At 59.3% G+C, this 855-nt stretch carries 2 protein-coding genes; both read right to left on the bottom strand.

Annotation, left to right across the window (positions count from 1 at the left end; genetic code table 11):
• On the bottom strand, positions 1–374 hold a 374-nt coding region (locus N1F91_RS30990), incomplete at its 3' end, for a DCC1-like thiol-disulfide oxidoreductase family protein (protein ID WP_289997764.1).
• Positions 375–559: 185 nt separating this feature from the next.
• On the bottom strand, positions 560–855 hold a 296-nt coding region (locus tag N1F91_RS30985), incomplete at its 5' end, for an ATP-binding domain-containing protein (RefSeq protein WP_289997763.1).

The raw sequence follows: 855 nt of genomic DNA, 5'->3' as shown, positions 1-855 counted from the left end.
GCCTTGAAGTCTGGCATCAGCGTCGTCCAAGCCCATCCAGTCGCACTCCTCGCCCAACAGACGGCAAGTCTCGCCAGCGAATAGCCGCTCCGCAAGACGGGGTGCTCGTGGCGCTCACGATACTTCGGCATCTGCGCCCACAGCACCAGAAATGCCGGAATGCCTGATGTGAGCTTGCCGTCATGCAACACATAAAGCCGACGAGCCGCAGTGTCGGCGTCCAAGCTCCAATGCTCCCGAGCGTCCGAATTCAGATCGTCGAACCGGATCGGCAGACCCTTGGCAAACGCATACCGCGCGTAGTGCTGGATCTCGAAGTTGCAGACCGGACAGGTTGCGTTGTAGAGAACGGAAGTTTCTAGATCTCGCTTCATCGTTCGTGACCTAGGATTGGCTGATACGAAGCCCAATAGGCGCTTTGTCGCAGCGTCGCTCCCAACACTCGCGGCGCGCAGAGGAACGTGGGCTGCTTGGGCAGATTGGTGACGTTGAAACCAAAGATGTAACTTCCCAAGGCGCCAAATGCGGCAATCTGTCCTTCGCTTCGCAGAGCGATGGTTCAATCCGTGAAATATCCGACCCCAACCATAAACTGCCTGAGCCATTCCGCCAGCTTCGACCAGCGCCGACGCCCCGAGACATTCTTCACCGCGATCGCGACGGCCTTCTTCTGGCCGACCAGCACGACCAGCTTCTTGCCGCGGGTGACACCCGTGTAGATCAGGTTGCGCTGCAGCATGGCGTAGTGCTGGGTCATCACCGGGATGACAACAGCGGGATATTCCGATCCCTGGCTCTTGTGGATAGTCGCGGCATAGGCCGGGACCAGAGTGTCGAGCTCGCCGAAGGCGAAGG

The organism is Aquibium sp. ELW1220 (assembly GCF_030398385.1).
Classification (GTDB): domain Bacteria; phylum Pseudomonadota; class Alphaproteobacteria; order Rhizobiales; family Rhizobiaceae; genus Aquibium.
This window is presented reverse-complemented; position numbering and strand designations above follow the sequence as displayed.